This is a genomic window from Deltaproteobacteria bacterium, from assembly GCA_016235345.1.
Lineage (GTDB): Bacteria > Desulfobacterota > Desulfobacteria > Desulfobacterales > Desulfatibacillaceae > JACRLG01.
On sequence record JACRLG010000024.1, the window covers coordinates 248,468 to 272,866 of the forward strand.

Here is a 24,399-nt window from a genome sequence, read left to right on the forward strand (position 1 = left end):
CATGAATGCCATCAACTCCGGAGACGTTGCCTGGATGCTGGCCGCGACGGCCCTGGTAATGTTCATGACACCCGGACTCGCCCTTTTCTACGGCGGACTCGTCAGAACCAAGAACGTTCTCGCCACCATCATGCAGAGTTTCATCCTTCTTGGAGTAGTGGCCATTTTGTGGGTTGTTTTCGGCTACTCCATCGCCTTCGGCACCGACCAGGGCGGATTCATAGGTAGCCTGGAATACCTTGGCCTTGCAGGCGTGGGGCTTGATCCCGGCCCTTACAGCAAGACCATTCCCCATATACTTTTCTGCGCGTTTCAGCTCATGTTCGCCATCATCACACCGGCCCTCATCACCGGAGCCTTTGCCGAGCGCATGAAGTTTTCGGCGTACCTGGCCTTCACGGTGCTGTGGACCGTTCTGGTGTACTTTCCGGTCTGCCACTGGGTCTGGGGCGGCGGCTGGCTTGGCCTGGGGAAACTTGGAGCCCTGGATTTCGCGGGCGGAACCGTCATCCACATAAACAGCGCCTGCGCGGCCCTGGTCTGCGCCATAGTAGTGGGAAAACGCATGGGGCACGGAACCGACCAGCTTCACCCCCACAACGTACCCATGTCGGTTCTGGGCGCGGGCATACTGTGGTTCGGCTGGTTCGGTTTCAACGCCGGAAGCGCCCTTGCCGCCAACGGACAGGCCGCAATGGCACTTTTCGTCACCCACATAGCAGCAGGCACTGCAGCCGTAACCTGGGTATTGGCCGAGTGGATTTACCAGGGAAAACCCACCACCCTGGGCGCCGCATCGGGCGCGGTCGCGGGACTGGTCGCGATAACCCCGGCGGCTGGCTTCGTGGGCCCCATGGCCGCAATAGCCATAGGCGGCGTGGCCGGAGTCATCTGCTACTTCGCCATAGTGGCCAAATCGAAACTGGGATATGACGACGCCCTCGATGTCGTGGCGGTTCACGGCGTGGGCGGACTCTGGGGAGCCCTTTCCACCGGTCTTTTCGCCTGCGCCGCATACGGCGGGGTTGACGGGCTCTTTTACGGGAATCCGAAACAGTTCGGCATCCAGGCTATAGGGGCCTTCTCGGCCATAGCCTACTCCACGGTGCTTTCCATCATCATCATAAAGGTGCTGGACAAGACCATGGGCATCCGGGCAAGCCAGGAAGACGAATTTTCGGGCATGGATCTTAGCCAGCACAGCGAAGTCGCATACAGAACTTAAACCTTCCGCCAACATTCAGGGGGAGGGGAAATACTCCCTCCCCTTTCCACAAGGAGAGTGCGCATGAAAAAAATCGAGGCCATCATCAAACCCTTCAAACTGGACGACGTGAAGGAGGCCCTGAACGAAATCGGCATCAAGGGCATGACAATCTACGAGGTCAAGGGTTTCGGTCGCCAGAAGGGCCACAAGGAAATCTATCGCGGGGCCGAGTACGTGGTGGATTTCGTGCCCAAGGTGAAAATCGAGATCGTGGTGGATGACGGCCTTGTGGACAAGGTTGTGGAAGCCGTGAGAAAGGCCGCCAACACCGAGAAGATCGGCGACGGCAAGATCTTCGTGATCCCCGTTGAAGGGGCCGTGAGGGTGAGGACCGGAGAAACGGGCACCGAAGCCTTGTAAGTGAAGCCTGTCTAATAACGCGAACTGCTGCGTCAGGCTTCAAACCCGGCCTTGTCAAGGGGCTGGCGATAAAGTGAAAAAATTTCATCTTAAGGACCGTGGGGCATGGGCTGGGAGGGCTTTTTGGGGCTTTCCGGCCCTGTCCCTGATTCTGTTTTGCAGCACCACATAACCACGCGGTTTTTTTGACCGCAATTCACAAAAAGGAGAATCGCACAAGATGAAGCCGAAAGACGTTTTGAGCTTTGCCAAGGAAAAGAAGGCGGTGGCGGTGGACATCCGTTTCATGGACTTTCCCGGCATCTGGCAGCACTTCACCATTCCCATAGAGGAACTGAACGAAGGCTGCTTCGAGGAGGGCCTGGGCTTTGACGGTTCCAGCATCCGGGGCTGGCAGCCCATTCACGCCTCGGACATGATGGTTGTGCCCGATCCCGCAACCGCCCTCATCGATCCATTTTTCGCAGATTCCACCCTTGTTCTCATCGGCAACATCGTTGACCCCATCACCCGCGAGCCCTACAGCCGTGATCCGCGCTACATTGCCCAGAAGGCCGAGAACTACCTGAAATCAACCGGCATCGGCGACACCGCCTATTTCGGCCCGGAAGCCGAGTTTTTCATCTTCGACGACGTGACCTACGAATCGAACCGCAACGGGGCCTTCTACCAGGTTGACTCGGTGGAGGCCATCTGGAATTCGGGCCGTGACGAAAGCCCCAACCAGGGATACAAGATCCGCCACAAGGAAGGCTATGTGCCTGTCCCCCCTGGCGACAAGTTCCAGGATCTGCGCACCGAGATGATGCTCACCCTCCAGAGCCTGGGCATCCCCGTCGAGCGCCAGCATCACGAAGTGGCCACCGCAGGCCAGGCCGAAATCGACATCCGCTTCGCCCCCCTGGTCCAGATGGGCGACTGGCTCACCTGGTTCAAGTACGTGTTGAAGAACACGGCCTACAAGCACGGCCACACCGTAACCTTCATGCCCAAGCCCCTTTTTGAGGACAACGGCAGCGGAATGCACACCCACGCCTCCATCTGGAAGGACGGCAAGCCCCTTTTCGCGGGCGACAAGTACGCCGGCCTTTCCCAGATGGCCCTTTACGCAGTGGGCGGCATCCTTAAGCACGCCAGGGCCCTTACGGCCATCACCAACCCCACCACCAACTCCTACAAGCGCCTGGTTCCGGGCTTCGAGGCACCGGTGAACCTGGCCTACTCCAGCCGGAACCGCTCCGCAGCCATCCGCATTCCCATGTATTCGCCTAGCCCCAAGGCCAAGCGCATCGAGTTCCGCACCCCGGACCCCTCCTGCAACGGCTACATGGCTTTTGCCGCCATCCTCATGGCCATGCTGGACGGTATCCAGAACAAGATGGACCCGGGCGATCCGCTCGACAAGGACATCTACGCCCTGCCGCCCGAGGAACTGGCCAACATCCCCTCGGCCCCCGGCTCCCTGGACGAGGCCCTGGCGGCTCTCAAGGCCGACAGCGAGTTCCTGTTAAAGGGCAACGTCTTCACCCAGGACGTTCTGGACACCTGGATAGAGTACAAGACGGACAAGGAAGTCAACGCCGTGCGCCTGAGACCGCATCCGCACGAGTTCTTCCTGTATTACGACATCTAACAGCCTGTCTAAAAACGCGAACTGCTTTGTCAGGCTTCGCGGCGCGGTCCGCCACGTACGAAAAGTACGCTTGCTCCCGCACCGTTCGCCTTCCTTGCATTTCATCGTTTTTATACAGGCTTCATATCCAGACTTTTTCAACGGTCTTACAGTCATCGAATCGGGTGTAATCGAGCCCGGTTTTTATAGACGCAGCTTGGCATTCGAGATTGAACAAAGGGGCCGCGACCGGGAAATATCCGGCGCGGCCCCTATTTTTAATGTGGCATTCCGCGTTATTCCATCATTTTATTTTTGCCATAGGCTTGTAAGTGCTATAATATCATTTAAGTATCCCCATCATTTTGACCCGGCGGCCGGTTTTTACGGGCATCAGTATTTGACCGGCCCTCCGCAGTCAAAGGCAGCAGGGCCCCCCAACGGACATGATCCGCCATGGCAGACAAAAAGCAGATAGTCCTGGACGACGAGGCCGAAGCCCTTTTCCGTGACTTGGGCGGCGTTGAGGCTGTGGGCCGGGGCCGTGGAATATCCGTTCCGGGGCTTGCCGAGGCCATACACAACGAGGAAAAAAAGCAGGACGCCTGGCGGCTTTTGCTGGTTGACCTGGTTTTCGATTTTGCCCAGTTCCTTGACGCCTGCCGCAACAGGATTCCAGCCGCAGCCACCGAATCCGTGGCCCAGATAATGCTTCACCTTGAAAAGCTGTCCAGGATGCCGGACGCGGACGGAAGAATCCTCGTGCGCCACAGGGGAAATCCCGTGCCCGAATCCGGCAGGGTATCAGCAACATTTGATTATATCATCATTTTCGGAAACCTGAACCTTGACATGGCCGGGGCCAAGGCCGCAGGCCGCCGCCTTGGAGTCACCGCAGCAAAGCTTGCGGTAAGGATGCAGGAGGCCTTTGCGGGCTTCGCCGAAAATGAGATCAACACGGTTTTTTTGGCGCTGGGCGATTTTGACCAGGAGGAGCGCGCCGGTTTCAAGCGCTGCATGGAGGCCCTGTTCGCCTTTTTTTCAAAGCCCCATTCCCGTAAGGATGGGGCCGAACCCTTTGTTCTGGACGAAACCCGCTCTCCCGATCCCAACCTCGCCCTTTTGTTTTCCATCAACGCAGTTAAGGCGGAAGTCGCCGACGAATTGTCCAAAAAGGTGCGGGCCATGCTTTTAAAGGCTCCTCCCGGAGACCCGCTTGAACAGTATTTGGGTGTTTACGACGCAGTTTTCGCCTTCAAGAAATTACGGGATCAGCTTAAGCGCCCCCCCATAGAAATCAACCAGCCGCGCTGGCTTCTGGCCACAGGGCCGGGAGACGCCATCGATCCGGTCAGGGCAAGGATCACCAGGCTTCTCTGCGGCGTTCTGGGCAAGGGTTCGCCCATGACCGCCAAGACGATTTATGCCCTATCTGCCGACGACTACGGCAAGATCGACGCAGTTGAACTGGCCATCCGGGTGGGGCTTGTCGGAAACCTTCTGGAAGCCCTGGAAAGGGCCCTGCCCAAGGGGCCCGTGAGGGACGAGACCAGGAAGGAAATCCTGGTGAACCTGGAAGCCCGCCTGGGCCTTGCCGGGGATAAGGTTTACGACGAGATCGTTGTTTCCGGCAGCCTTATAAAAGTAAGGGGAGGCGAGCTTAAAAGCGAGGTCCGCCAGTCCGATCCGGCCCTTGTCGAGCTTGTGGAATTTTTCCAGCACCGCAGCCTTGTCAAGGAAAAGATTAGAACCATGCTGCAGTCGCCGGTTCGGTTCGACCCGGAGGATTATGAAGTAATAGCCAGGGATTTTTCCATAAGCGGGGATGATTCGGCCCGTCTTTTGGAGCTTTTGAAGGCGTCCTTCGATGACCGGGGCCATTTCGTCCGCAAGGCCTTCGAGAAGAACATACCGGTTTTCGTGAAGCACGGCGGAAAGGTCTTCGAGTTTCTCTGGCATTACCTGAAGGATCTGGTCCACCGCCAGGACAGGGTGGCGCTTTTAAACGCCCTCCAGGTTCTCATAGACCAGATGAAAAAGCGCCGGGAGGCTTTCATCGTCCTGATGGAGGATTTCATCAGAGACCCGGAAACCCTGGCCTATCACGACCGCAACGCCCTAATGCTTGCCAATCTCATGCTGAGGAAGTACAATAAGGAACTTCATAACGACATAGAAGTGACGCCTGAGGAGGTTCTCCTTGTTCAGGAGGGCCTTGCGCCCGAAATGACGGACTTCGCCGCAGAATGGATGGAGCAGGAGAAGGAGCGGCTCCTGATCAAGCTGCGCACCGTTCACCGGGCCCTGAAGGAAACCCTGGACTCCCCGGACCCGGTCAAGCCCTGGCCCATAAGGTACGCCCTGACCCTTGAAAGGGAGGCATACATCCTCCTTGCCCTGATCGGCGGCCCCATCACGGCGGCGGTCATAAAAAGCGCGCTCGCGGAATACGGCAATCCGGACGCGGAGATTTACTGGCTGAAGAAAAGCGAGCAGAATCTGACCGGGCTCGTGGGCATACTTCAGGCGCTTGTAAGAACCGCCTGCCGCCACGGCGACAACGCCGACCTGGACGTCCTGCGCCGGATAGAACGCAGTGAAAATCAATATCTGGGCCTCAAGAGGGATCAGCGCCACGCAGACTCCATCCGTCGCCTCATGCAATGGGTGGACAAGGCCTGCGAACTGGCCGCCGACTCCGGCGACTCGGAAGAGGCTTTCCGTTTCTGACAGTTTGACGAATGCAAATTTTATGGTGAAAAAAAATTCGATAACGGTGGTTCCCGCCCCGGAATCGCCGTCTGAAGCAATATCCGCCGCAACTCTTATCCTGGTCAGGGAAAAAAACGGCGGCATGGAAACCTATCTCATGCGGCGCCGGAGCAGAAAGGGCGCTTTTGCAGGGGCTTTCGTCTTCCCCGGCGGGGTGGTGGAGCCTTCCGACTCGGACCCCGGACTTCTCGCCCGCACCAGAAAGCCCAGGGGCTCGAATGATTTCGATTCAGCGCTCTTTATGGCGGCCATACGCGAGACCTTCGAGGAATCAGGCGTGCTTTTCGCGGACTGCGGGAACGACGGGGCTTTTCTGCACAGGGCCGACGTGGCCAGGGGGCGGATGAGCTTTCCGGACCTGGCCGGGGCATACGATCTTAGCATTCGGGCGGACGAATTGTCCCCCTTTGGCCGCTGGGTGACACCCCTTTCCGAACCCAGGCGCTTCGACGCCCGGTTTTTCGCGGCCCGAATGCCCAAGGGCCAGGAGCCTGTTCCCGACGGTGACGAACTTGTGGAAGGGCTGTGGATATCACCCGCCGAGGCCCTTTCACGGCAGGCGGAAGGCGGGCTTCCGCTTTTCCCGCCCACCCTCTTCACCCTGTGGGAAATCGGGCAAAGTCCATCCTTTGAATCCCTGGCCGAAAAGGCCGTCGGGAACGACCTGGGGCCGGTTCTGCCCCAGCCGTTTTATTCCGGAGATTCCATGGGCGTGCTTCTTCCCCACGATCCCGAATACGGCATAGACGATTTCCGGCAAGAGGCCCGGCCCGGAAAACCCTCCCGCGTGGTGGCCCGTCGGGGCGTGTGGGAGCTTTTGTAACATTGTTCCGAAAGAGTAACGGATGGGAGCCAGGCATTTTATAATGACCCAGGACGAAGACGGCGCTTTCGCCTTCAAGGGGGAGCTTACCATCCACGATCTCGATTACTTCAAGGACATCCTGGAAACGGCAGGCGCCCGCGTCAAGACCCTCACTCTTTCCTTTGCCGAGGTGGAGTTCGCGGATACCGCTTCCATCCAGTTTCTTACGGCCTTCAGACGGCACCTGGGCAAGAGGGTCGAATGGAAAATAAAGGCCCTGTCGCCTGAAATGGAAAAACTCCTTTCCCTGTGCGGGGTAAAGGACATGGTTGTTTCATGACTTGATTTTTTTCGGTTTTCGGATACTTGTATTTATTAAGCCTTCCCGTTTCAATTCTTGATGAGTTCGCAAAACGCCGTGACCCGCAGCCATAAGGAGTCCTGGCCGCAGCTTGCGTGTCAGGCCCTGGTGGAGGGCAAATTTGTAAAGGCATCGATTCTTGCCTGTCCAATCATCTCAAGGGGGGGGAGCGTCCGGTATCCAACAAATCTGGCGCGGGATAAAATGTCAAAACACATCATGGTCGTTGATGATTCGCCCACCATCCGTTCTTCCGTGGCGTTCTGCTTAAGGAATGCCGGCTACGAGGTCGACGAGGCCAAGGACGGCATGGAGGCCCTGGAGCGCCTGGAGACCCTGAGGCAGGAAGGCGTGGCCCTGGCGCTTATTCTGACGGACATAAACATGCCCCGCATGGATGGAATAACATTTATCGGCAGGGTGAAAAACACCCCTTTCCGTTTTCTGCCCATACTGGTCCTGTCCACCGAGGGCGAACAGGCCATGATAGAAAAGGGAAAAAAGGTCGGGGCTTCCGGGTGGCTCATCAAGCCTTTCAATCCCGAACAGCTCTTGTGGGCCATACGAAAACTAATTTATACGAAATGATAGGCGGACGTCCAAAAGCGCGAACTTAAGTGTCAGACTTCACGGCGCGGGTCGTCATGTACGAAAAGTGCTATTCCTCCCCGCGCCGCTCGTCTTCCTTGCCTTTCATCGCTTTTGATCGGCCTGGTCGTTGCGTGGGCGAAAAGAAAAGCCGGACAGGCAAGTGTGTAGGGAAGAAAGTGGAAAAGGCGGCTTGTTTGGCTGGTTGGGTTGACTTGATTTTATAAGGATGGCGGCTATAGCGGTTTTTGCTGGCGGTGGAGCGTGATGAACGAGCAGGACGAAACCTTGCAGATTTTCTTCGCCGAAACCGAAGACCTTCTGCGCATGGCGGAGGAAAGCCTTTTGAGGCTCGAAGCCGCGCCCCAGCCGGGCGGGGACGTGGAAGAGCTGTTCCGGGCCATCCACACCCTTAAAAGCGGCTCGGCCATGGTGGGTTTCTCCACTATTTCGGAATACTCGCACATTCTGGAAAACCTTCTGGACAGGATGCGCTCCGGGCGCCTCACCATCACCAAGCCCCTTATCAGCTTTCTTCTGACCGACGTCGATTTCCTCCGGCAGATGGTAGATCGCGGGGGGCGCGGCGAGCAGGAGGCCGACCCCGAAACAGTAAGAAGCCGCAAGGCCCAGCTCAACCGTTTTCTCGGCATGGACGGCATCCCCGGCGAGGACATCACCCCGGCTGCGCCCAAGTCCGCCCCGTCACAGGCCCCACGGGAGACCAAGAAGCCCGCCGCCGTCCTGCCCGGAAAGACCGAAGGGGACGGCGACCGCTATTACCAGATAGACTTGAAATTCCGCGAGGGCATTTTCGAGTCGGGCCAGGACCCCATCCTGCTCATACTTGGCCTTTCCGAAATGATGGAGGTGGTGGACGTCGTGGCCGATCTGTCCAACCTGCCCGCCTACGAAAAAATGGACCCCTTCAGCCTTTACCTTTCCTGGCGGATCGTGGTGAAGGGAAAGGCCACCATAGAAGACATCTCCGATGTTTTTCTTTTCGTCAAGGACGACAACGCCATAGCCATCGAAGAGGTCACGGATCGTTACAAGGAAGGCGTTGACAGACAGGCCGGGGAACGGCCCCTGGGCGAGGTCCTTCTCGAACGCGGCATAATAACCCGCGAAGACCTTGGCGAGGCCCTCCAGAAGCAGAAAAAGCTTGGAACCATCCTCGTGGAGGGCGGCAAGGTGGACGAGGGCGTCCTGCGGCAGGTGGTGAGCCAGCAGGAGGAAAGCCGGACCACCTATCGCAAGACCTCTGTCCGGGTGGACGTGGACAAGATCAACCACCTTGTAAACCTTGCAGAGGAAATCGGAATAGCGGTTTCCCGCATGGAGGACATCCAGGAAAACGCGCCCGGCCACCGGAACCCGGACATGGAGCAGGAGCTTGAAAATCTTTTAAAGATCAACCGGGAGTTCCAGGAGCGGGTGGCCCAGATTCGGATGTTCCCGCTTGAAGGCACTTTCAGGCGTTTCCAGAGAATCGCCCGCGACACCGCCTTCGAGCAGGGAAAACGCATCAGGGTTGAACTCAAAGGGGTTGATACCGAGCTTGACAAGGAAGTCATCGAGCACATCACCGATCCTCTCAAACATATCATCAGAAACTGCGTGGATCACGGCATGGAAGCGCCGGAGGAGCGTGTGGCCGCAGGCAAGCCGGTGGAGGGCGTCATCACCTTCAACGCCTTCCAGAAGGGCGGCATGATACTGGTCCAGATAAAGGACGACGGCAGGGGCATGGACCTTGACAGGATCGCCCGCAAGGCCGCCGAAATGGGCCTTCTCAAAACCGGAGAGGCGGTGGGCCAGGATAATTTTCTGGATTTCATCTGCCGCCCCGGATTTTCCACCGCCGCCGAGGTCACCGCGCTTTCGGGCCGTGGCGTGGGTATGGACGTGGTGCGCACCGAGGTCGAGAAACTGGGCGGAACCCTTTCGGCCACAACGGAAAAAGGCAAGGGAACCACCTTCACCCTTTCCCTTCCCCTCACCTTCGCCCTTATGGACGCGCTGCACGTTAAGGCGCACGGCAGAAGCTACCTGGTTCCGCTCTGGGGGGTCGTGGGCACCGAGGGATACAGGCCCGAAGCGGTGCGTTTTTTCGGGGCAGAGGAAAGGGTCTACCGTTTCAGGGACGAGTTCGTTCCGGTGGTTTCAATCAGCCAGCTTTTCGGCACCATGATAGGCGGTGAGGAATATCCCGATCCGGGCAGGGTGCTGGTTTTCATAGATACGTCCCGCCAGAGGTTCGGACTTTTGGCGGACCAGGTTTTGGATCCTCACCAGGTGGTGGTTAAAAGCTTGGAGGTCAACTTTCGAAGCGTAAAGGGCGTAGCGGGCGCAACCATCATGGGGGACGGATCCCTGTCCCTGGTGCTGGACCTGTTCGCGCTGGAGGAAATGGTTTTTCGACAGGGCAGGAGCGACGTATGAGAAGACCGTGGTGGATAATGGGCACAGTGACGGCGGCGGCAGGGGTATGCGTCGTTCTTGTAATGATCTTCGCCACACCGGCCTGGGCACCTCCGCCCACGGTTCCGGCTGCGCCTGCCGCTCAACCGGCGGCCGCCCCTCCTGCCTCGCCCCCTGCCGGGGCCGACATGGCCGCCGACGACATGTTGGGCGCAAACGGAAATGACGCGTTCGACCTTATGGGGGAATCGCCGGTTTTGGGCGGCGGCTACGTGGGCTCGGCCAAGTGCGCCGAATGCCACAACAAGGCCGATACGGCCATCTACGACAGGTTCATGAAGTTTTCCCGTAAAAGCCAGGCCTATCAGTCCGTCAAGCGGATGAAGGGTCTGGAGCCCAAGGAGCGGGAAAGCTGTTACCGGTGCCACACAACCGGCTACGGAAAACCCACCGGGTTCGTGAGTCCCGAAAAGACGCCCCATCTTGCCGACGTGGGCTGCGAGGCCTGCCACGGTCCAGGAAAGCTGCACACCCAGACAATGGACATGGCCCACATAGTGCGGAAGGTTACCATCGACGTCTGCGAAAAATGCCACAAGGACGCCAAGGTGAAGTCTTTCCGCTACAAGGGTGTAATTTACGCGGGCGCTCATTAGTCCGGAGGAATTATAAAATGCATCAAATCATCCAGTCCTTTTTCAAAAAAGACACACTTAGAAGAAACATGCTCTTGGCCACGCTCCTTGTGGTGGCCATTTTCATGCTGATCAATCTTTTATTCATGTGGCACAGCCAGAACAAGCTGGCCAACAATCTTGCCCAAGATTTTTCCGAGAACATCTTCAACAAGACCTATTCCGGGTTCATCTATCCCATGAGCCTTGGCGATACTGACGCCGTGGTGCGTGAGTTGGAACAGACCGGCAAGAAGATGAAGGGCTTGCGGATATACATATCGGACCTGGAGCAGATCGTCCGGTTTTCCTCGGATGCCAAGTGGCGCGGTGTCAAACTGACCGAGCACCTGTCGCATAAATCAACCTTGAAGGCCCTGGAGGACGCCCTTTCCAGGGGTAAGGTTCCCAGCCGCCAATTCAATGAGGAGATAGACGACAAGGACTACCTTGTCACCATAAAGCCCCTGCAAAACAAGGCTCCCGGAAAGGGTGGTGAAAGCATGAATTCCGAAGACACGGAATCCTGCTTCCACTGCCACGGGGAGAAGCGGAAAATATTGGGCGCAATGCTGGTTGCCCTGCCGATGGAAAAAGTCAAGAGCGAGGTCAGGAAAACAGGCGCCTGGACTCTTGTCATTTCACTTGTCGCATTGGGCTTCATCGTCCTGGTTTTTTACATGGTTTTTTCCACCATGGTCACCCAGCGGCTTGGAGCGCTTCAGGAAAAGACGGCCCTGGTTGCAGAGGGCGACGTGAATGTCACCGTGACTGACGACTCCATAGATTCCATAGGAAGGCTGGCCCGCGATTTCAACAAGATGATCACCAGCATCCGCGACCGCATGGAGTACGCGGACAGCTTGAAGCTGGGCATTTCCGACCCCTTCTTCATGGTGGACCCGACGCGAAGGGTGACCTTCGTGAACCAGGGCGCTTTGACCCTTCTGGGCAAGCGCGCCGAAGACGTTATAGGAAAATATTCCCATGATGTTTTTCTTACCGAGGAATACCGGGACCAGTGCCCCATAAAAAGGGCGCTTGAAACCAGGGAGCCCATAGTGGGCCAGAGAACGGCGCTTCCGGGCCGCAAGAACCGTCCGGTCCCGGTTATCTGCTCTGCGGCCATTCTCAAGGATTCGTCGGGAACTGTCCTGGGAGCCTTCGAGATAATGCGCGACCTTTCCGTGGAGGTGGAGGCCGAACGCAGGCTCAGGGATTCCTACGCCCGCGAGGAGGAGGACAAGCGCAACCTGGAGCAAAAGGTTGTGGAGCTTTCCCAGGTTCTGGAAAAGGTGAGCCAGGGCGACCTTACCCTCAGGGCCCTTCCGGGCGGAACCAACGACGCCCTGGACATTTTAACCCACAGGATCAACGAGACCCTGGAAGGAATGCAGGCCCTTCTTCTCCAGGTCAAGCACGCCATCCTTCCCGTCACCAACGGAGTCCTTCGCATCAGCCGTGAAAACGAGTCCCTGGCCCAGCGCACCGAGCAGCAGGCTGCGGCCATGGAGGAAATCTCAGCCACCCTGGAGGAGCTGGTCTCAACCACCTCGGAAAATCTCGCCAACACCCGCCATTCCGACGCCCAGGCAAAGGAGGCCGTCAAAGTGGCCCACGAGGGCGGCGAGCAGGTGGTCAAGACCGCCCAGTCCATGGCCCAGATGGAAAGCGCGAGCCACAAGGTGGTGGAGATGATGGACCTGATCAACGAAATCACCTTCCAGACCAAGCTTCTTTCCATAAACGCTGCGGTGGAGGCGGCGCACGCGGGCGAGCAGGGCAGGGGCTTTGCGGTGGTCGCCAACGAGGTAAGAAGCCTTGCCAACCGTTCGGCTGCTGCGGCCAAGGACATCCAGTCCCTGGTGCGGGAAATCGTGGACAAGGTTTCATCGGGCCGCCAGTGGGTAGGCGAGCTGGAGCAGCGTTTTTCCAGGATCGTCACCCAGTCCACCCAGGTGTCCGAAGCCCTGGGCGAGGTCTCCATGGGAAGCGAAGAGATCAGCCGGGGTATCGAGCAGATCAACCAGGGCACCCAGGAGGTCTGCGAGGTGAACGAGAAGAACGCGTCCTTTGTGGACGAGCTTGCCCAGGAAACCAACAAGCTGAAGGAAAAGGCCAGGCAGCTCCAGGAGATCACCTCGGTCTTCATTCTGGGGGCCAAGGACTCCTTCGAGCCGGAACGCGCCGCAAAGGCCCCCGATTCCGAAGCCTCGGTAAAAAGGGACCGCAGGAAGACCAAGCCGGTAAACCGCGCCCTTCGTGAGGACCTGGTTCACAAGTCGGCAATGGAAGACTTGCCCGATGATGTCCTGGACAAGGAGTTCGAGGAAGGATTCGAGGAGTTCTGATGACAACGACGACAACACAGTACGTTGTTTTTTCCTTGAGCGGCCAAGCCTACGGCATCGAGATCTTCAAGATCAAGGAGGTTTTTTCCTATCGGAAGATCACACAGCTCCCGTACATGAAGGGTTTCGTAAAGGGCATCATCAATCTGAGGGGAGTCATACTGCCTGTTTTCGACCTGAGGGACAAGTTCGGCCTTACCCAGGGCGACTATAACTCCTTTCATGTCATAATCGTTGTGGAAATCGCAGGAAGGGTGATGGGGTTGATTGCGGACGAGATTTCGGACGTCCTGGACATCCTTCCCACCGAAGTCCAGGCCACAGGGAACCTTCCGCCGGGCATCAGAAGGGAGTTTCTCAAGGGGGTGGGCCAGCACGACGAGGACATGGTGATCCTTCTCGACATGGACCGCCTTCTTTCACCGGAAGAGCTGGAAATGGTGGACGCGACCTAGCTCCTGGCCATGACCTTGATAAGGCGGCGGCGAATCATTGCCCGGAGCGTTGTTCCTTTCTATTTTTCATGGGGATACATCTGGAGAAGGTCTGACAGGACATTCATCACCCGCCGTTTTCGGCGGTTTCCGCGAAAACCGAAAATGGAAACAGCCCCTAACCTTGCTTCCGGTAATTAATGATGTTTCCAGAGATTTCGGAAATCGAATACGCCCTTTACGTGAACTATTTTTACAAGCTGGTGGGGATTACGCTGCCCGATCACAAGAGGTCGGGATTCGGCAGAAAACTTGCCGCCCGCATGGAAGCGCTAGGCATACCGTCCTACGCCTCGTTTTTCCGGTATATCAGAACCCCCCAGGGTGCCGGGGAGCTTGCCACAATCGTTAACCACGTAACAATAGACCAGAGCAGATTTTTCCGGGGCGAGGGCCAGCTCGCCCACTTCGCCGACGTAATCGTGCCCGGCCTGGCGCTTCGGCAAAGGAGCACGCGAAAGCTGCGCATATGGTCTGCTGGCTGCTCGCGGGGCCAGGAGCCCTACACAGTGGCCATGATACTGGCCGAAAAGGCCCGTGAGGTCTTTACCTGGGATTTCAAAATTCTGGCCACGGATGTGGATTCCGATTCCCTAAAAACCGCATCCTTGGGAATTTACGGGGCTGAGACAGCCGGAGAGGTGGCCCCGGAGCTTCTCTCCAAGTATTTCAGCACACCCAGGGGCAAGCCGCCTCCGCCCTATCGGGTAAAGGCCATTTTAAGGAACCGGGTGAGTTTCAGGAAGCTGAACCTGATGAATTCGCCCTATCCCATAAGGGGGCCTTTTCAGGTTATCCTTTGCCGCAATGTCATGATATACTTTGACGCGGCCACGAGAAAAAACATCGTCTCCGAGTTTCACCGCCTTCTGGCCGACGACGGCTACCTCTTTCTCGGCGGAACGGAGTCCCTTTTCGGGGTCGACGACCGGTTCACCCTGGTGGGGCAGGCGGTTTACAGGAAAAACTGCAACGGCCCGGCAAATATAAGGCCCTGATTGGCAGGAAGCCTCATCTGTTGAAACGTAAGACCGGAAAGACCGCCCTTGCGACGTTTTTACAGCCATAAATTGAAGCGTCAGGTGGTCATGCTGAAGGCCGGGGATTACTACGTCTCCACCAACGGCGAGGTTCTTTACACAATGCTGGGCAGCTGCGTGGCAGCTTGCATTTACGACATCGACCGCAAGATAGGAGGCATGAATCACTTCCTTCTTCCGGGCATGGTTCATCCTGATGAAATATTCACCTCCGAGGTGGGGCGCTACGGTATGTACGCCATGGAGCTTCTGATAGGCGAGCTAATCAAGAGCGGCGCTCGCCGGGAGAGGCTCAAGGCCAAGGTTTTCGGCGGCGGCAACGTCTTGAAGTTCAGGACTTCCGACGGAGACATAACCGGCTCCAACGTCAGGTTTGCGTCAAAATTCCTGGAACTTGAAGGCATCCCCCCCCAGCGTCAGGACGTGGGCGGAAAACAGGGGCGTAAGGTTCTTTTTTTCAGCGACACGGCAAAGGTGCTTTTAAAGCGCTTCGACGTCTCGGCCATACCGGAGGCCCTTAACGACGAGGCCGCCTACAAAAGCAGGGTTTTTCATCCCAGGGTGGAAAAGCCTTCGGTCATCATGTTCTGATTTTTTTTGGGTGACGCGCCGGGTCGGACGCCTTTTCCGCCCGGTAACCGTAACATGGCAAAAATCCTGAAACCCCGGTTTCGATATTCACGATTTTTTTAAGCGGATTGGCGGGACGAGCTTTTATGCGAAAAATCCGTGTCCTCATAGTGGATGATTCACCCGTGGTGCGATCCATCCTTTCCCGGATAATTTCCGCCGAAACGGACATGGAGGTCATCGGGCAGGCTGCAGACCCATTTGAAGCCAAACGCTGGATAATGGAGGAAAGCCCCGACGTCGTGACCCTGGATGTCGAAATGCCCCGCATGGACGGCATCACCTTTTTAAAAAGAATTATGGCCTATAAGCCCCTGCCGGTTATAATGATAAGCTCATACACTCAGGAAAACTCCATGCGCACCATGGAGGCCCTGGAGGCGGGAGCCATCGATTTCGTTCCCAAGCCCACCAGTAACGTGGAGGAAAGCTTGAACGAGATCAGGCGCGAGATAACCGCAAAGATTCGCGCTGCGGGCTGGGCCAGGGTGCGGCCCTCGGTCACCGTGCGCCGGGTTGAAACCGCCAAAAAGGCGGTGCGCATGTCGCGCATAATGAAGATTATGGCCATAGGCGCATCCACGGGCGGGACCCAGGCCATCGAGCGCCTGCTTTCATCCATGAAATACAAGACAATGGGCATAGTGATAGTTCAGCACATGCCCCCGCGCTACACAGCCTCCTTTGCTCAGAGGCTGGACAGCCTTCTGGGTTTTCCGGTTTCCGAGGCCAAGGACAGGGAACGATTGGCAAAGGACAAGGTGCTGGTGGCTCCTGGCGGACGCCACATGCGGCTTTTGCGCGACAGCATAGGGTATTACGTCCGCCTTGACGACGGGCCGCTTGTGAATCACCAGAAACCGTCGGTGGACGTACTTTTTCAGTCGGTGGCAGAGTCTGCGGGCAGGGAGGCGGTTGGAATAGTCCTTACGGGCATGGGGGACGACGGCGCGCGCGGCCTTTTGGCCATGAGGCAGGCCGGGAGCTTCACCGTGGCCCAGGATGAGGATTCTTCTGTGGTTTACGGAATGCCCAGGGTCGCTGCGGAAATGGGAGGGGTGTGCCGGGTGGCGGGGCTTTCGGAAATAGCCGATGTTGTGTTTGCCCATGCCAAGTCATGGTAAGGTGGCGGCTGTTCAATTCGGGTTTTAACAGGACGGTAACGGATCAGGCGGGCGCGAGATGGCCAGGATTTTGGTTATAGATGACAGTCGGCTGGTGGCCCACGTGGCCAAGACCATCCTTCAAAAGCGCGGTCATACGGTTTTTCTGGCCGGAGACGGAGAGAAGGGTATTATCGCCGCCGAACAGGAAAAGCCCGACCTGATCCTTCTGGACCTCATAATGCCCGGCCTGGACGGCTACGCCGTGTGCGAAAGCATAAAGAAATCCGCCCTGACGTCCGAAATACCCATCATCATGCTCACCAGCAAGGCCGAGAGCGCCGACAAGGTGCGCGGCCTGGAAGCCGGGGCCTCGGATTATGTCACCAAGCCCTTTGACGAGGGCGAACTGGTGGCCAGGGTCAACACGCACCTTCGCATAAAGGAGCTTTACGAGTCGGTTCAGGAAAAAAACCGTGAGCTGCAGGACTTGAACAGGCAGCTCCAGGACCTGGCCAACCGCGACGGGCTTACCGGGCTCTTCAACCACCGGTATTTCCAGGAGGCCCTCGTGAAGGATTTCCAGCGCTCAGTCAGGTACCACGAGGCGCTCTCCTGCATCCTGTGCGACATCGATTTTTTCAAGAAGTTCAACGACACCTACGGGCATCCGGTGGGCGACATAGTTTTAAAGAACCTTGGGCGCATCATCGAGGCAAGCCTTCGCGAAACCGACCTCGCGGCCCGCTACGGCGGCGAGGAATTCGCCCTCATCCTTTATCACACTCCGGGGCCTGCGGCCTTCATGGTGGCCGACCGCCTCCGTCATGCGGTGGAAAGCTGCGAGGTAATGGCGGGCAACCTGGTTTTAAAGGTCACCATCAGTGTGGGCGTGGCCACCTTTCCGCATCCCGACATCCCCAACCACAAGACCCTTGTGGAATGCGCCGATAAGGCCCTGTACCGGGCCAAGAAGCTGGGCAGAAACCGGGTCATAACCTACGAGTCCATCGAAAAGGACTTGAAGGACGAGGAGGCCGAAAGGCAGAAGGGCGAGAACTGCCAGGAGGCATCCTGACTATAGAAAGGCAACCGTAAAGCCGCATCGAGGCCGAAACGGAAAAGGGCTCGACGTACATAACGTACGCCTCGCCCTTTTCCGTTTTATGCATAAAGCGCCTTGCAGGCTTTGAAAAAGCCGAAGCCCAGGGCGGCAAACCGCAGATTGGTCCTCCGCGTTTTTACGCAGCCGAGCCGGTGGCCTTTTTCCCCTTGGGGAGCTTGGCGATGGCCGCGTTTTTCGCCCGCCCGACAAACTCGTCCATTGAGGATGAGACGCCCAGAAATTCCGCAACCACGTCCATCACGGCGGGAGGCACCAGCCGGAAAAAGGGCACGGTGTAGATGAAGGGCGGCATCTTCAAGAGCATCCGATCGTTTTTGACTGCCTTCACGACGTTGGCGGCCACCTTGTCCTCGTTTAAGATGGGCAGAAGGAAATTGAAACGTGTCTTCACGCCCTTGAACATGCCGGTGTCGATGAAGAAGGGGCACACCAGGGTGGTGGAAACGCCTTTGACGCCATCCTTGCGGAGTTCCTGGCGGATGGCCTCCTGGAAGCCAACGTTGGCGAACTTGGATGCGCAGTAATCAGCCAGCGAGGCCACGCCAACCCAGCCTGCCGACGAGGCGATGGTCACTATGCGCCCGTGGTTCCGCTTGATCATTCCGGGCAAAAAGGCGCGGATGGTCCAGAAATGGGCCAGCGCGTTCACTTCCATGGTCCGCCGTACCTCTTCGTCCGTGCACTTCAAGAAAGGCTTGCCGGTGACGATGCCAGCGTTGTTGACCAGAATGTCCACTCCGCCCACTTCCTTGGCCACCTTGGCGGCGACTTCGTACACGGCCTCGTTGTTGGATACGTCGCAGATGTAGGAGTGGGCCTCACCGCCTTCAGCCTTGATCTCCTCGGCGGTGCGCTTAAGGCCCGCCTCGTTGATGTCCCAAAGCACCACGCGGCTGCCTTCCCTGCCGAAATTCTTGGCCATGAGCCGCCCTATGCCGCTTCCACCGCCGGTGATGAGCACTACCTGATTCTTGAGATTCATGGGGCCATCCTTTTTTATGGGTTATTGAACCGTGAAAACATGATCCGAAAACTCGTTCCGGTGAAAATGCGTCTCAACTGTTAGTGACCGACTGCCCGCCGGTTTTTTGACCGGGCAAGTTGTCGGACCACTTAGAGGTCACTCATTTGACTTTTATACCAGTCTGGAAAAATTATCAAGAGGCACGCAAGGCCAAAATTGTCACTTTTTTGAAAAATGTGGCTCTATACAATTCTCAGTTTTTAATGGGGGAAGAAAAGAGAAAAGCCGCGCCCTCCGTCATTCCGGCGGAGGCCGGAATCCAGTTTTTTGCCTTTTGCAGCATTTTTCTGGACCCCGGCGCAACGCCTGGGTGACGACCCTTGGCAATTCTTCGGCTTTTCTATTCACAATTGTCGCCATAAGCTGTGAATAGTTCATAGTCACGTTGAAAAATGAGTCATTCGTGGTCAAAAACGTATCCCACCGCACGAACGCTCTTGAAATAGACCGGATTTTTCGGATCAACCTCGAAGTGCTTGCGAAACCGCACGATGAAGTTGTCCACGGTGCGGCTTTCGGTGTCCGAGGCGTAACCCCAGCCGATGGCCAGTATGTCCTTGCGTGACAGGGGGGTTCCCTTGTTGGCGAAAAAGAGTTTCAGCAGTTTGATCTCCTGCTCGGAAAGGCGTATCGCGCCCTTTGGGCATTCGGCGACAAAGGTGTCGAGGTTGACCCGGTTGGGGCCGAATTCATAGGTTCCGGTCAGTTCCGCAGCAAGGCCCGACTCCCTGGCCCGCCAGGAACTGCGGGCAAGAAGGCGCGAAACCCTTAGCAGAAATTCGCCCAGGTGAAAGGGCTTGGAAAGGTAGTCGTCCACACCAAGGGCCAGCCCCCTGATCTTGTCGTCCACGTCGCCCTTGGCGGAAAGGATGAGTATTGGAATCCTGTCGTCGGTAAGGCGGATGTTCTGCAGCACCGTAAGTCCGTCCATGCCCGGAAGCATTATGTCCAACACCATAAGGTCAGGTGGCTGGTCCCTGTAACGGGCAAGCGCCGCAGGCCCGGAGGCGGCCCTGTCGACCTCGTAGCCCGCCAGCGTCAGGTTGAGCGCAAGGCCCTCGGCCACGTGCTCGTCGTCTTCCACAACCAAAATTCTGCGCTTTTTGCTGTTTTCCCTGCCGGTCGCCATGTGAAGTGGTGTCCTTACGCCTTTAAAATCGGCAGTTTAAGGATGAAGGTGGAGCCCATGCCGGGGCCTTCGCTAAGCGCTGAAATTTTTCCCTTGTGTATCCTCGTGACGCCGTGGACCAGATAGAGTCCCAGGCCGTTTCCCCGGGCCGTGCGGGTGTTGGGGTTGCCCGCCTGGTAGAATTTGTTGAAAATTTTCTTCAGGTGTTTCTTTTCCAAACCGATGCCGTTGTCAGAAAATTTAATTGTCACTTTGCGTTTACCGGGCGTAAAGGAAATCCTCACCCCAGGCTTTTGAGACTCATTGTATTTTATGGCGTTTGTGAGGATGTTCACCACGAGCATCTCGAAAAGGGGGACGTTCAAGCGGCACAGTATTGGCCAGTCCGCCGGTTCTTCGATCACGATTTCGGCGTTTGGAAGCCGGTGCCCGTTTTCCCGGCAGATGCGGCGCACGGTTTCCACCAGGTCGGCGGCTTCCATTTTTTCACTGTAGCTTTGGCTTTCCATCCTTGCAAGGTTTAAGATGCTCTGGATATTGTCCGTCAGGCGGGCCACGTCCGAAAGCATGTAGCCTACAAAACGGTCGCGCTCGGACTTTTCAAGGTCGTGGGCCAGGAAGGTTTCCAGGTAAAGGGCTATGGACGTTACCGGGGTCTTCAGCTCGTGGGTGAAGTTGTTGATGAAGTTTCTCTGGGCCTTGTAGAGCATCTGAATCTTTATATTGTAAACAAAGAAAATGATGATGTCCATGAGGATGATGCCCACCAGGATGGACAGTATGGAAATGACCACCCAGGTCTGGTAGCTGGAAAACTGGGAAGGATCGGCGTTTAGCCGCTTTGCCACGATTCTTACGGCCGAGCTTGCCTCGACGTACCAGTAGATATAGAGGAAAAGCGAACTGGCCAGGGCCAGGATGGAATAGACCAGTATGGCTACGGGGTGGAATATCCAGCGGGATGTCTGCATTCGGGCCTGGCCGAAATTTGGGGTTAAAAAGAACGCGGCGCCGTCCGAAGCCGGGCGGCGCCGCGTTCAAGACTTGATGGGGAAAAAGCCTATCAGCCCGTTGAAAAAGGCTGTATGCGAAGCCTGGATACCAGTCTAAATATTGGCGATGAAGTGCAAGGAGTGCGAAAAGCCAATGAGCGAGCGTACCCGCCCAAGAAATCGCAGAGTTCTTGGGCTAAATCAGGATGCTCGTACGTGACGGAATTGGCTTTGAAGCACGGGCACTGTCAATTCGCGTTTTTAGACAGGCTGCTATTGAATACCCAGGCTTTTCAGTGTCTCAGCATTGATTCCGCCTGTTACGGCAAGCCCCTTGGCCTTCTGGTAGCGCTGGATGGCCCAGTAGGTACTGGGGCCGGTCATACCGTCGACCCTTGACTTGTAATAGCCCAGGCCCTTCAACTTTTCCTGGACTGCGCGGACGTGGGCCCCGCCTTCGGACCTTGTTTCAGTGTCGTCGCTGGACCAGGTGGACCTTTTTCCGCCTCCCTTTCCACGGAATTCATCCAGGTAGCCCATCACCTCATCGAGCAGCTCCCTCGGATAGAGGTCGTCCGACATGCTGTTCCACACAGCCCTGGTCTTTTTCTTCATCACTTCGAGATCGGCGGGGCTTGTGGTGACTTTTCTAACGCCGTAGCCGAAAAGGGCCTCAAGGCCCTTGGCATTGTCCTCGCGCACCCTTGCGCCGTACTCACCCATCACCCTTTCGCGTATCCTGAAATACTCTTTCCGGTATTCCTCAGGCAGCTTGTGCCAGGTGTCGATGGTAATGGCGATAAGGGAGGGCGAGTAACGGATCTTTAACGGGTTGATGTACTTTACCGTTGTGTGAAGCTGGGAGCCGACAATCCAGAGGCTTGGGCCGATGGCGGCCTCGCAGGTGCCGAGCCTTATGGAAGAAGCGATTTCAGGCACCTGGACCCTTATGGGCTGTGCGCCCAGGGACTGGAGAAGGCTGACCTCGATGGCTCCGTACCATTCTATGAAACGCACGCCTTTGAAATCCTCCAGCTTGGCCAGGGGCTTTTTGGTGGAAATCACCTGGTCAAAGTCCTGGTCGGCCAGAAAGAGCATGTAGTAGCCGTTTTGCTTCATGAGTCCGTCAAAGGTGGGGGACATCTTCTTTTTGATGTAATCCACCTCGGCGTAGTTGTTGAAGAGGAAGGGAAGGGTGAGGACCGCTATTTCGGGGCACACCAGAACCGTTCCCTGGCCCGCGAAACCCGCGCCCTGGAGCTGGCCTATGCGCATTTTCTTGATATATTCCTCTTCATCGCCCATGACCCCGCCCCAGTAGGTCTTTACAACCAGGTTGCCGTTGGTGGCCTCCTTTATGGCGGGGAACACGACACTCTTTATATGTTTCGCCCATCCCACTCCATCCGGAGCCAGGGTGGCCATTTTCCAGCGGTATTGAGCCACTTCCTTGGCGCTGACGGCGTTGAAACTGCCTGATACAAGCGTGAAACACATGATGAGCAGAAAAAGCGAAAGGAATCTTTTCATGAAAACCCCCTATTGGCGTGTTGGCCGCACTCGATATTTTGGACAATGTTTATCAAATATACATTGAATTTTATTCAAAATCAAGTAAGATAAGAAATTAATGCATTTTCCCGTCATGAAGCCCTCCAATTTAAAATTGCGAATATTTTTTTGAAAGGACCGACATGTCATCCCCCCGTATGAGCCGAAGGACCTTTCTGGCAATTTCAGCATCCGCTGCGGCTTCTTTCGCCCTGGACTGGAACAGCATAAACGCCTTTGCGGCCACCATGGGCCCGAAAAAGGACTATCCCACGGCGGTCATAGGAGCGGGCCTTGGGGGCCTTACCTGCGCCGCCTTCCTGGCAAGGCAGGGCGTTCCGGTCACGGTGCTTGAGATGCATAACATCCCCGGAGGCTATGCGACGAGTTTCGAGAGGGAGGCCGGGGCCTTTGATTTCGAGGTCTCCCTCCATGCCACGGCGGCAGGGGAAAACAACGCGGAGGAGCGAATCCTGCGCTACCTGGGCGTGTGGGACAAGGTGGAGTTCTCCCTTTTGCCGGAACAGTACTCCATCCTGCTTCCGGACGGCTCGTTCGTGCGCGTTCCCCAGAAGGACCCTGCCGGTTACGCAAGGCTTCTTTCGGGTCTTTTTCCCGCGCATTCGGCCAAAATCGTCAAGTTCGTCGAGTTCATGCAAAAGGTTTCCGAAGAGGGCAAGAGGGTGATGATGAAAAATCCCACCCTTGAAGGCGCTTCCTTTTATGCGTCCTTTCCCTTCGAGTATCCCAACATGTTCAAGATGGGTTATCGCACTCTTTCGGAGGTTCTTGGCGGCTTCGGGATCACCGACCCCGATCTTGTAGGCATCATTGCAGCCACCTGGCCCTACTACGGGCTTCCGCCCTCCAGGCTTTCGGCCAATTATTTCGTGGGGCCCGCCGCCGATTACATGACAAGCGGCGCGCACTACGTAAAGCGCCGGAGCCAGGACCTTTCAAACGCCCTTGCAGATGTCATAACCGCCCACGGCGGAGAGATTGTCTACGGCGCGGAAGTAGAGAGGATTCACACCGAAAAGGGCGCTGTGAAAGGGGTGACAGCCGCCGGGCAGTTCTATCCCGCGCGCGCCGTGGTGAGCAACGCCTCCGCGCCCGCCACCTTTTTCAGGCTCCTGCCCCCGGAAGCCACTCCCAAAAGCTATCGGAAAAAGCTTTCCTCCTACCGGGTGGGGCTGTCGTCCTTCATCGTGTGGCTGGGCCTTGACCGGGACATCACCGAAACCATAAAGGATTACGAAATTTTCATATCTTCTGGAAACGGCCCGGAATCCGACTACAACGATTTCCTTTCCGGCAACGTGGAGCGCTGCGGTTTTCTGGCCGCAATTTACGACAACGCCTACAAGGGCTATTCCAAACCCGGAAAGTCCACCGTAAGCATTGTGATTCTTTCTGGATACGAGCCCTGGAAGCGCTTTGAGGCCGACTACGACGAGGGCCGCAAGACCGAATATCTCAAGGAAAAGAAGCGCTGGACCGACACACTGATCAAAAGGACCGAAGAACGCCTGATTCCAGGCCTTAGGTCCATGATAGCGGTGTCCGATTCCGCCACGCCGTTAACCAACAGGCGCTACACAGGAAACCCCCAGGGGGCGATTTACGGATTCGACCACGGCACAGACAACGACTTCATCAACCGCATAGACAACCGGACGCCGGTGAAGGGCCTTTATCTTGCAAGCGCCTGGGGCAATCCGGGGGCGGGTTACGGAGGAACCATAATCGGGGCGTCCATGACCTTTCACAAGATGATGAAGGACTGGGGGGGATGATCAAAATCCCTGTTTATGGCCGGGTGTTGGGGTGTTTTTACCCGTAAGGTTTAATGGCCGGGGAAAATTATTCCGACCTGTCCCCAAAAAGCCGGGCAGGGGAAAAAATGACCCTTGCAGTTTGCCTTTACAATATGGCATAATTGTCATCCACAGACCGCCATACAGAAGTGCCCGGACATATTTCAAGAAACGGCCTTAGCGGAAAACCGGCAGCCGGTTTGGACTTCCGGCGGAAATTCAGGCTTTCAGGTGTCGCCTGGCCGGGGAAACAGCGTTTTCCCGAAAGCTCTCAAACAT

The 24,399-nt window shown here is 56.7% G+C and carries 20 protein-coding genes; 16 read left to right on the forward strand and 4 right to left on the reverse strand.

The annotated features are described in order from the left end of the window. The first annotated feature begins 10 nt into the window (after positions 1–10). The 15 genes from HZB23_13005 to HZB23_13075 all read left to right on the forward strand — a co-directional run bounded on the left by HZB23_13005 (position 11) and on the right by HZB23_13075 (position 17,559). Positions 11–1,225: an ammonium transporter gene (locus tag HZB23_13005; GenBank protein MBI5845576.1), complete on the forward strand. Its 1,215-nt coding sequence runs from the start codon at positions 11–13 to the stop codon at positions 1,223–1,225. A 63-nt stretch (positions 1,226–1,288) separates the two neighbouring features. Continuing rightward, entirely contained in the window at positions 1,289–1,627 is a 339-nt protein-coding gene (locus HZB23_13010) for a P-II family nitrogen regulator (protein ID MBI5845577.1), read from the forward strand. Positions 1,628–1,847: 220 nt separating this feature from the next. Beyond that, positions 1,848–3,260 carry a type I glutamate--ammonia ligase gene (gene glnA, locus HZB23_13015; GenBank protein MBI5845578.1) on the forward strand — a complete coding sequence of 471 codons (1,413 nt, stop codon included), beginning with the start codon at positions 1,848–1,850 and terminating at the stop codon, positions 3,258–3,260. A gap of 435 nt (positions 3,261–3,695) precedes the next feature. After that, positions 3,696–5,969 (forward strand): hypothetical protein, encoded by a 2,274-nt coding sequence (locus HZB23_13020; protein MBI5845579.1) that lies wholly within the window; start codon positions 3,696–3,698, stop codon positions 5,967–5,969. A 22-nt stretch (positions 5,970–5,991) separates the two neighbouring features. Beyond that, complete coding sequence (locus HZB23_13025; GenBank protein MBI5845580.1) at positions 5,992–6,834, forward strand: NUDIX domain-containing protein; 843 nt, start codon at positions 5,992–5,994, stop codon at positions 6,832–6,834. 43 nt (positions 6,835–6,877) lie between these two features. Then, positions 6,878–7,156, forward strand: coding sequence for an STAS domain-containing protein (locus tag HZB23_13030; protein MBI5845581.1), 279 nt, complete (start codon positions 6,878–6,880; stop codon positions 7,154–7,156). Between the two features lie 225 nt (positions 7,157–7,381). Then, on the forward strand, positions 7,382–7,765 hold the full coding sequence (locus HZB23_13035; GenBank protein ID MBI5845582.1) for a response regulator: 384 nt from the start codon (positions 7,382–7,384) through the stop codon (positions 7,763–7,765). A gap of 267 nt (positions 7,766–8,032) precedes the next feature. Next, a complete protein-coding gene (locus tag HZB23_13040; protein MBI5845583.1) occupies positions 8,033–10,210 on the forward strand; it encodes a chemotaxis protein CheA in 2,178 nt (725 codons plus the stop codon). Between the two features lie 218 nt (positions 10,211–10,428). After that, complete coding sequence (locus HZB23_13045; protein ID MBI5845584.1) at positions 10,429–10,845, forward strand: cytochrome c family protein; 417 nt, start codon at positions 10,429–10,431, stop codon at positions 10,843–10,845. A gap of 17 nt (positions 10,846–10,862) precedes the next feature. Further along, positions 10,863–13,214 (forward strand): PAS domain-containing protein, encoded by a 2,352-nt coding sequence (locus tag HZB23_13050; protein ID MBI5845585.1) that lies wholly within the window; start codon positions 10,863–10,865, stop codon positions 13,212–13,214. Beyond that, positions 13,214–13,669 (forward strand): purine-binding chemotaxis protein CheW, encoded by a 456-nt coding sequence (locus tag HZB23_13055; protein MBI5845586.1) that lies wholly within the window; start codon positions 13,214–13,216, stop codon positions 13,667–13,669. Before HZB23_13050 ends, HZB23_13055 begins: the two co-directional genes overlap by 1 nt. A 179-nt stretch (positions 13,670–13,848) precedes the next feature. Beyond that, entirely contained in the window at positions 13,849–14,706 is an 858-nt protein-coding gene (locus HZB23_13060; GenBank protein ID MBI5845587.1) for a protein-glutamate O-methyltransferase, read from the forward strand. A 48-nt stretch (positions 14,707–14,754) separates the two neighbouring features. Continuing rightward, positions 14,755–15,339 carry a chemotaxis protein CheD gene (locus tag HZB23_13065; protein ID MBI5845588.1) on the forward strand — a complete coding sequence of 195 codons (585 nt, stop codon included), beginning with the start codon at positions 14,755–14,757 and terminating at the stop codon, positions 15,337–15,339. 125 nt (positions 15,340–15,464) lie between these two features. Then, positions 15,465–16,502 (forward strand): chemotaxis response regulator protein-glutamate methylesterase, encoded by a 1,038-nt coding sequence (locus tag HZB23_13070; protein MBI5845589.1) that lies wholly within the window; start codon positions 15,465–15,467, stop codon positions 16,500–16,502. 58 nt (positions 16,503–16,560) lie between these two features. Then, positions 16,561–17,559 (forward strand): diguanylate cyclase, encoded by a 999-nt coding sequence (locus tag HZB23_13075; protein MBI5845590.1) that lies wholly within the window; start codon positions 16,561–16,563, stop codon positions 17,557–17,559. A 163-nt stretch (positions 17,560–17,722) separates the two neighbouring features. Here the strand turns inward: HZB23_13075 and HZB23_13080 are convergent, their stop codons facing one another. The 4 genes from HZB23_13080 to dctP form a co-directional block, all read right to left on the reverse strand. Then, positions 17,723–18,589: an SDR family oxidoreductase gene (locus HZB23_13080; GenBank protein MBI5845591.1), complete on the reverse strand. Its 867-nt coding sequence runs from the start codon at positions 18,587–18,589 to the stop codon at positions 17,723–17,725. Positions 18,590–19,028: 439 nt separating this feature from the next. Beyond that, positions 19,029–19,760 (reverse strand): response regulator transcription factor, encoded by a 732-nt coding sequence (locus HZB23_13085; GenBank protein MBI5845592.1) that lies wholly within the window; start codon positions 19,758–19,760, stop codon positions 19,029–19,031. A 14-nt stretch (positions 19,761–19,774) separates the two neighbouring features. Beyond that, the gene (locus HZB23_13090; protein ID MBI5845593.1) at positions 19,775–20,731 is read right to left on the reverse strand and encodes a HAMP domain-containing histidine kinase; all 957 of its coding nucleotides are present in this window, start codon (positions 20,729–20,731) and stop codon (positions 19,775–19,777) included. A 294-nt stretch (positions 20,732–21,025) separates the two neighbouring features. Then, on the reverse strand, positions 21,026–22,282 hold the full coding sequence (gene dctP, locus HZB23_13095) for a TRAP transporter substrate-binding protein DctP (protein ID MBI5845594.1): 1,257 nt from the start codon (positions 22,280–22,282) through the stop codon (positions 21,026–21,028). Positions 22,283–22,446: 164 nt separating this feature from the next. Between dctP and HZB23_13100 the strand changes: the two genes are divergently transcribed. After that, positions 22,447–24,099 carry an NAD(P)/FAD-dependent oxidoreductase gene (locus tag HZB23_13100; protein ID MBI5845595.1) on the forward strand — a complete coding sequence of 551 codons (1,653 nt, stop codon included), beginning with the start codon at positions 22,447–22,449 and terminating at the stop codon, positions 24,097–24,099. Positions 24,100–24,399: the final 300 nt, after the last annotated feature.